We start from the raw sequence: 8,473 nt of genomic DNA on the forward strand, positions 1-8,473 counted from the left end.
GTTAAAGCTTTACAATTATTGTCTAACCCTTGTATTTTAATTTAAAATAATTAAATAATAATCTGTTAAAAATTTTTAATCTTAATAATTATAATATATTATTTATATGAATATTGATAAATTTACTACACATGCTGAATCAATAATAACAAATAGTCAGTTTTTAGCTGCTAAAAATGATCATCAACAAGTATTACCGCTTCATGTATTATCTAGTCTCCTAAATGAGGAAACAGGTATAATTCAGAGTCTCATTAATAATATCGATTGTAATTTAAATATATTAAGTGATCAAGTTCAATTTGAGCTAAATAGAATTCCAAAAGTACAAGTTCAAGGTGGTAAGCAAATTTACTTTTCTGCTGCAACTCTTAAAGCATTAGAAAAAGCAAATAGTCTTGCAAAAGATAATGGTGATAGTTTTGTAACAATTGAACGTATTTTAGAAAGCTTAACTTATGATGATGCTATAACCGGTAAAATTTTAACTAATAATGGAGTAAGTAGTAAGAAAATTGCTACAGCTATTATGCAACTACGTAAAGCTAGAAAAGCAGATAGCAAATCAGCAGAAAATAACTATGATGCTCTAAAGAAATATGGAAGAGATGTTACAGAACTTGCTGAAAACGGTAAACTTGATCCAATAATTGGGCGTGATGAAGAAATAAGAAGAACAGTGCAAGTATTATCACGTCGTATGAAGAATAATCCAGTATTAATAGGTGAACCAGGGGTTGGTAAGACTGCTATAATTGAAGGACTCGCACAAAGAATATTTAGTAAAGATGTACCGGAAACACTTATAAATTGCTGTATTATTGAGCTTGATATGGGAGCACTTATTGCTGGTGCTAAATATCGAGGTGAATTTGAAGAACGGCTTAAGGCAGTACTTAATGAAATCAAAGGATCAAACGGTGAAATTATCCTATTTATTGATGAGCTACATTTGCTTGTTGGTACAGGTAAAATTGATGGTGCTATGGATGCATCAAATTTACTAAAACCGCTGCTTGCACGCGGTGAATTGCACTGCATTGGTGCTACTACTTTAGATGAATATCGGAAGTATATTGAAAAAGATGCTGCCCTTGCACGTCGTTTTCAACCTGTATATGTCAGTGAGCCGACTGTCGAGGATACTATTTCTATATTACGTGGAATTAAAGAGAAATATGAGTTACATCACGCAGTAAGAATTTCCGATAGTGCAATAGTTGCAGCAGCTACTCTTTCAAATCGTTATATTACTGATCGTTATTTACCTGATAAAGCTATTGATTTAATTGACGAAGCTTGTAGCCGTATGAAAATAGAATTATCAAGTAAACCTGAAGATCTTGATGAGTTAGATCGTCGGATTATTCAAATAAAGATAGAGCTTGCAGCATTAGAAAAAGAAAATGACGAACATTATAAGAAGAAAATTACGCATTTAACAGAAGAACTCAAAAAGCTAGAATCTAAATCATATGATATGAGTGCCAAGTGGCAAGCAGAAAAGTCTCAGATTCAACAACAACAGAAGCTTAAGGAAGAACTAGATCGTGCAAAGAGTGACCTAGAACGGGCTGAACGTGACGCTAACCTTGCTAAAGCTAGTGAATTAAAATACGGTATTATTCCTGAACTCATAAAAAAAATTCAAGATACAGAAAACGGAAGTACTCGAGGTTTATTAAAAGAAATAGTATCAGAAAATGATATAGCAAGTATCATTTCTCGTATTACTGGTGTACCTATTGATACGATGTTATCAAGTGAGCGTGAACGTCTGCTTGTAATGGAGCAAGAACTTCGTAAATTAGTCATAGGTCAAAATGAAGCAATCAAAAGTATTAGTGATGCGGTTAGAAGAGCACGGGCTGGTATTCAAGATATCAATCGTCCACTTGGTTCATTCTTGTTTTTAGGGCCGACTGGTGTCGGTAAAACCGAGCTAACTAAAGCACTGGCTGCTTTTTTATTTGATGATCGCAATGCTATTTTACGCATCGATATGTCTGAATATATGGAGAAGCATGCGGTTTCTCGGTTGATTGGTGCACCACCTGGCTATATTGGTTATGATCAAGGAGGGGTTCTAACTGAAGTGGTAAGAAGACGCCCATATCAAGTAATATTATTTGATGAGGTTGAAAAAGCTCATCCTGATATATTTAATATTATGCTACAGATACTTGATGAAGGAAGATTAACTGATAGTCAAGGTATAACAGTTGATTTTAAGAATACTATTATTGTTTTAACTTCCAATTTAGGTGCAGAAATACTTGTTAATCAAAAGGAAGATGAAGATAGTTATAAGGTAAAAGACCAAGTTATGGAATATGTAAGAGCAGCATTTAAACCAGAATTTTTAAATAGATTAGACGAAATTATATTATTTCATCGCCTAAACCGTAATCATATTCATGATATAGTTAAAATTCAACTTGAGAACTTAAAGAAAATTTTACTACAGCAAAATATAATATTAGAATTTGCTGAATCAGCACTTAATTATTTAGCTGAAAAAGGTTATGATCCTAGCTTTGGTGCTCGTCCTTTAAAGCATTTAATACAACGAGAGATACAAAATAATTTAGCTAAGATGATTTTAGCAGGTGAAATAAGCAGTAGTAAAATAGTTAAAATAAGTGCAGAAAAAGGAAAATTGCAGATAAAAAAGTAATTTGATTAATTTTTATGATTAATAAATTTATAGAAAATAATGAATAACTTAAATTGGAATGTAGCTTAGAGTGAACAAAGAAAAGCAAATGAGAGGATAGAATGTTTAATTTAGGATGATTTTGATTGAAAATATTTATAAGTGTCAAGTAATGTGGGTTAACTTTTTAACTTGTTACATCAATCCTTTCTCGGATAATTCATAATAACCGCTACCATTTGAGTTAGGAACATTAATATCAAATAATGTGGGTGTTGATCTGTTAATGTGCAGTGAAACAACATATAATATTTGTTCCAACGTTTGATAAATATTCGTTAATAATATTTTTCTCTTTTTCTAATACTTTTAGAAACTAATTATTGATCTTTAGTTGTACCATTTAATGGTTTCTAATATTAGATTTACTGTTTTATATAAGATGAACATTTTTAATCATGTTTTCTTTAGTATCAGTATAATTTAATTATTTTATTTTTGCTAAAATTAAAGATAGACTATAGACTATGCTTTATTTATTAGATATAGAGTTGTGTTAACAAAGTGTTATAGTTAAACACTCAAATTTGTTGCTTTATTTATGAGCTATGAAATACATTATCTATATCTAATTCATGTTCAATTTTATCATTGTTCGTAAATTTAACTTATTTTATATATAAATTTTGTACAATATCCTAAGTTAATAATTTATGTTTATTAATTAAGTTTAATTCTTAAAATAATACAAAAAAATGATAAAAAAGTTTATTTCATACAAAGATTTATATTTCTTCGAGACCCCACCTAGCTTTTGGGTTAAAATTTAAAGGAGTAAATAACTTATTATTATACCGTTCAAGCCCAGCATAAGCAATCATTGCTGCATTGTCGGTACAAAGAGAAGGAGGAGGAGAAATAAGCTTATAGCCACGAGTCGATAAACAATTATCTAATATTTCATATAAATATTTATTAGCTGCAACACCGCCAGCAATCACTATATTTCTGTTATCAATACCATTTACAACTTGTTTATATGCTTTAATAGCCTCTAAAATTTTGCTACTTAAAATTTCTCCTATTGTAAACTGGAAACTTGCGGCTATATCATTAATCACTATATTATTGATTTCTTTTAAGTTCATTATTAAAATACGCACGGCAGTTTTAAGTCCTGAAAAAGACATATTACAATTACCATTGTTAATTATTGGTTTTGGAAATTTATATTTATACTTATTACCAAATTTTGCTCTTTTTTCAATCTCAGGACCACCTGGGAAAGGTAAATCTAGCATTTTTGCTACTTTATCGAAAGCTTCACCTATAGCATCATCTATAGTAGAACCTAGTATTTTATACTTCCCTAATCCTAAGACTGCTACAAATTGGCAATGTCCTCCTGAGGCTAGTAATAGTAAATAAGGATAAGAAATATTGTCTGTTAACCTTGCAGTTAAAGCATGCCCTTCTAAATGATTTACTGCAATAAAAGGCTTTTTTAAGGTTGCACTAAGTGATCTTGCAAACATTGAACCAACTATAACTCCACCAATCAAACCAGGACCGGAGGTTGCAGCAATTGCACTAATCTCTGTTAAGTTAGTTTTACTTTCTATGAGTGTACGTTCCACTGCTTTATCTAAATTAGATAGATGAGAACGTGCAGCAATCTCTGGTACTACTCCTCCAAAATCTTTATGTTGTTGATTTTGTGAAATAATTATATTAGATAAAATTTGTTTATGCTCAGTGATTACAGCAGCAGCTGTATCATCACAGCTTGACTCTATTCCTAAAATTTTTATCATTTCTTTGGTTTTTATGTTATAGCGGTGTATACTAGATAACATAAGCCATATGAGCAACATTTGTACACTAGATTAAGCCAAGACATAGCTTTATGCTTATTTAAAATTAATTAGATACTTTCAATGTATTTAATTGATTGTACAGCTTACAAATAGATTGTTCAGCATCAATAATTTTTCTATTAACTATTTTTAATAATTTTTCTGAAGGTCTCTCTGTTACTTGCGTTGTAGAGCTTATTTGTTCTGCTAAATTTTTAAGAGATTCTTGTATTTCTATAAAAGATTTTTTAAATTGTCCTTTAATTGTAGTAGATGATTCTTCAAGCTCTTTAATTTTAAAGCATAAATTTTCTAAGAGTTGATCTATTTTGATTTGCATTAAATTTAATTTTTGTTTTTGTTTCTCACTAAGATAACTCAAAGTTTCTTGCATTTTTGCCTGTATTCGTACTTTTGTAGTACGTTCAAGCTCTGAAGCCAAGCCAACTTGACTCATTAAAAATATTATCCATTTATGAACATCAAAATGATACCATTTTATACCGTTACGATAATCTGAAGGAAAAGCATGATGATAATTGTGCCAATTCTCACCAAGCAAGAACAGTGCCATCCACCAAATATCTCCAGCAGTTCCTTTATAATATTTTTTACTACCGACAAAGTGGCATAAGGAATTAACGCAGAATGTTGCTTGCTGCTGTAAAAATCTACCAAGCCCTACAAATAAAAATGCTGCATATGCCGAATGCATAGTACCTCCAGCTAAGTAACCAATAAATAAAGGTACAATAACATTCATAAAAGCTGCTATTTGCCAATAATATTTTAACTGCCATTTTAATAAACTATTTTTGCCGAGCTTAACCCAAGTAACACGATCAATTGATTTATAACTACCACTTCCAACTAGCATCCATCCTAAATGAGACCACATAAAACCTAAAAATCTATTGTTAAATTTTAATGGACTATGAGGGTCTTGATCTTTATCAGTATAAGTGTGATGCTTATAATGATTTGATGCCCAAGACAAAGCAGGCCCTTGCAATGTTCCTGCAGATAGCATAACTAAAATAAATTCAACATATTTGTTTGTTTTATAAGCATTATGAGACCATAACCTATGTAAACCGATGCCAACAGTAATATTATAAATATAATAACTACTAATCATAAAAATAACTTCAGCTAAGCCTATCCCATAATCAAATAAATATTTAACTAAAAGAGATATAATGAAAATAGGATAAAATATTAAAGCAAATAAGGCAGGTTTATTTAGTTTACTTAACATAAAATTTAACCGGTTTTTAATTATAACATATACATATTAACTACAGATAAGATTTGCAAATAAAATTTTATCTGTAGTGCACGTTAATATAATTAAGAATGTTATTAACATAATTAATTTATAAATACAAAGAAAATTTTGGCTTAATTTAATTCAGATATAGCACTAATAGTCATTACATTCTTCATTTTAATAATAACTAATAAAACGAACAATTTTAACCATTAATATATCTTTAAAATTATAACATCTCTCATCCTAATTTAAAAGCTTTCTTCATTTTTTGCACAAATAGTAGGTTCTTGAAACAAAAACACTTTATTTAAAAATTTAAACCTGATATGACCTAGACGAAGTATTCTATCTGCCTTTAAAATATACTTTTAATCAATGTTCTTTATAATTATCTCGCTAAAAATGCTTTAACTAATTCTTTAAATATGAGTACTTAAATTACATTGGGGATAAAAAAATTAGTTAAGTAAAGTACATCCTCTACTTAAGTATTTAATTGCTTATCTAACAGTAATAAAGGTTATTAGCGCTTTAGAAAAATTTTAGCGTTATTTATTATTATTGTAAAGATTTTCCTGTAATTCTGCACTAATAACCATAATATCAAGCGTTTGACTAAAAAATAAGTTAATGCTTTTTCCAACAATGAGATTCCTGCTTTAAATATTAAAGCCTACTCTTTAACTATATTATTATCATTGCTTTAATAAATATTAACATTATTATTTTTCTTTATTCTTAGATGTAATTAAAAATCTTAGATAAGGCTAGTCAAGTACTAAATTAATATTCAATAAATAATTAAAACTCCTATCTAAGGATTTTTAAATTTATTAAGGTATATGCTAAGCTTTTTATAAAAAGAAATAAAGAAATGATACTTTTTTTAAAGATAATACTTGAATTTAGTAGTTTTAGTTGCTATTACTATCCCTTTATAAAGTTTGTTTGTTGGAGATCCTTATATATTATGAGCTTTTATGAGTCAGTTTTTATTATACGCCAAGATGTATCATTAAATGATATAGATAAAATCGTTGATGATTTTATTAAGATAATTAAATATAATAATGGTGCTATTGTAAAAAAAGAATATTGGGGGTTAAGAACTTTAGCTTACAAAATTGGTAATAACAAAAAAGGACATTATTATTTTTTAGGTCTAGATGCTACTCAAAATATAAAAGAAGAACTAGAAAGAAAAATGAAACTTAACGAAAATATTATTAGGTTTCTTACAATTAAAGTGGATTCAATTAATAGTGAACCTTCACCAATATTAAAAAATCAGAATACAGAAAATACTCCAGTAATTGATGTAACAGTTAATAGTTAAGTGTTAAAATTTGTAAGAATTAAGGTAAAACAATGTTAAAAGATAGTAGTGTTAATGAAACAACTGTCCGTAAGGTAGGGGATAAAATTACTAAAAAAGTGTTTTTTAGAAGACGTAAGGGGTGTCCTCTTTCTTTGTCTAATGCACCAGTTATTGATTATAAAAATCCTGAGCTTTTAATAAAATTTGTCTCTGAAGGCGGTAGGATGCTACCAAGCAGAATAACAAATGTTTGTGCAAAAAAACAAAGAAAATTAAATAATGCTATTAAAATTGCAAGGATTTTAGCGTTATTACCTTTTGTATTTCAAGCTAAATAAAGGCATAATACATGGAGATTATATTAATAAAACCTGTAAGAAAATTAGGTAAAATTGGAGATATACTCAAAGTAGCTGATGGTTTTGGTCGTAATTATCTTTTACCACAAAAATTAGCTATTAGGGCCACCGAGCTTAACAAAGATCTAATCGTTAAACAAAAACACGAATTAGAAGCAAAAGATAAGCAAATAAGAGAAGAAGTAGCAAAAATTAATGATCTTATTAAAGATCAAAAACTAATTTTCATTCGTCAAACATCAGATGATGGTAAACTTTTTGGATCAGTTACTAATAAAGAAATAGCTGATAAATTATCCAGAAGTGTATCTTATAATATTGCTCATTCAGATATTGTTCTTGATAAGCAAATTAAATCTACTGGCATCTATACAGTTGAAATAAGGCTTCATGCAGAGCTTACCTCTAAAGTTACAGTTATTGTTACAAGATCAGAATCAGAAGCTCAAGATTATTTACGTGAGCAAAAAACTGAATCTTCAGAACCATTAGGTGATTCAGCTTAAATTTTAAATAAAATTTAAGTTGCCCAATATTTTCTACAATTACAGCAAATTCTTTAGTATTGTTTACAGTTAAGTTTAGGTCATGCTACTAGAACATTGTATTACATAGCTCTTATGTCATGCTCTCACGAAAATTGGAATCTAGAATTAAAAAGCTTAATGTAGCACAATACTACAAGTTTAGATAAAATAAAAACGCAAAAAGTTTATTTTTATGTTTCTTGCTAGATTACCTGCTTTCATAGTAATAATATCAATTGCCTTTAATGATGCAAAACAAAAATGTGATAAGGATTCACACAACTCTTTATCAGGTGCTTTAAACGGTATAAATTTGCCACCTGGTTTTAAGATGCCGTTCTAAGTTCTATATATTCCTACTGCCTTAGCCATATAGGATTTGTTGCTAAGTTTTGATATTTTTCTTTGTTATTCCGCGATCAAGTCAGTCTTGTTGCATATTAGAGAAATTATTTTAAGTATTTCAAGCGCTGTCATTTGTAAG

Annotated in this window: 6 protein-coding genes and 1 pseudogene; 5 read left to right on the forward strand and 2 right to left on the reverse strand. The window is 29.0% G+C overall.

Features of this window, described 5'->3' with window-relative positions; genetic code table 11:
* Positions 1-106: 106 nt before the first annotated feature.
* On the forward strand, positions 107-2,677 hold the full coding sequence (gene clpB / locus AC27F4_RS02335) for an ATP-dependent chaperone ClpB (protein WP_487061713.1): 2,571 nt from the start codon (positions 107-109) through the stop codon (positions 2,675-2,677).
* 764 nt (positions 2,678-3,441) lie between these two features.
* On the opposite strand, the gene tsaD is transcribed toward clpB, so the two are convergent.
* Together tsaD and AC27F4_RS02345 are read right to left on the reverse strand one after the other, a co-directional pair.
* On the reverse strand, positions 3,442-4,470 hold the full coding sequence (tsaD, locus tag AC27F4_RS02340; protein ID WP_487061715.1) for a tRNA (adenosine(37)-N6)-threonylcarbamoyltransferase complex transferase subunit TsaD: 1,029 nt from the start codon (positions 4,468-4,470) through the stop codon (positions 3,442-3,444).
* Positions 4,471-4,576: 106 nt separating this feature from the next.
* Complete coding sequence (locus AC27F4_RS02345) at positions 4,577-5,770, reverse strand: acyl-CoA desaturase (RefSeq protein WP_487061717.1); 1,194 nt, start codon at positions 5,768-5,770, stop codon at positions 4,577-4,579.
* 985 nt (positions 5,771-6,755) lie between these two features.
* On the opposite strand from AC27F4_RS02345, the gene rpsF reads away from it, so the two are divergent.
* The 4 genes and pseudogenes from rpsF to AC27F4_RS02365 form a co-directional block, all read left to right on the forward strand.
* Positions 6,756-7,121 (forward strand): 30S ribosomal protein S6, encoded by a 366-nt coding sequence (rpsF, locus tag AC27F4_RS02350; protein ID WP_487061719.1) that lies wholly within the window; start codon positions 6,756-6,758, stop codon positions 7,119-7,121.
* 32 nt (positions 7,122-7,153) lie between these two features.
* A complete protein-coding gene (gene rpsR / locus AC27F4_RS02355; RefSeq protein ID WP_487061721.1) occupies positions 7,154-7,441 on the forward strand; it encodes a 30S ribosomal protein S18 in 288 nt (95 codons plus the stop codon).
* 11 nt (positions 7,442-7,452) lie between these two features.
* Positions 7,453-7,968 (forward strand): 50S ribosomal protein L9, encoded by a 516-nt coding sequence (gene rplI / locus AC27F4_RS02360; RefSeq protein WP_487061723.1) that lies wholly within the window; start codon positions 7,453-7,455, stop codon positions 7,966-7,968.
* Positions 7,969-8,215: 247 nt separating this feature from the next.
* Positions 8,216-8,332, forward strand: a pseudogene (locus AC27F4_RS02365) (YbaB/EbfC family nucleoid-associated protein); the annotation flags it as partial.
* Positions 8,333-8,473: the final 141 nt, after the last annotated feature.

The sequence above is a fragment of the Candidatus Rickettsia mendelii genome (assembly GCF_057543435.1).

Bases quoted from the DNA above. Each gene is read 5' to 3' on its own strand.
- clpB (WP_487061713.1), top strand. From the start codon at position 107: ATGAATATTGATAAATTTACTACACATGCTGAATCAATAATAACAAAT.
- tsaD (WP_487061715.1), bottom strand. From the start codon at position 4,470: ATGATAAAAATTTTAGGAATAGAGTCAAGCTGTGATGATACAGCTGCT.
- AC27F4_RS02345 (WP_487061717.1), bottom strand. From the start codon at position 5,770: ATGTTAAGTAAACTAAATAAACCTGCCTTATTTGCTTTAATATTTTAT.
- rpsF (WP_487061719.1), top strand. From the start codon at position 6,756: ATGAGCTTTTATGAGTCAGTTTTTATTATACGCCAAGATGTATCATTA.
- rpsR (WP_487061721.1), top strand. From the start codon at position 7,154: ATGTTAAAAGATAGTAGTGTTAATGAAACAACTGTCCGTAAGGTAGGG.
- rplI (WP_487061723.1), top strand. From the start codon at position 7,453: ATGGAGATTATATTAATAAAACCTGTAAGAAAATTAGGTAAAATTGGA.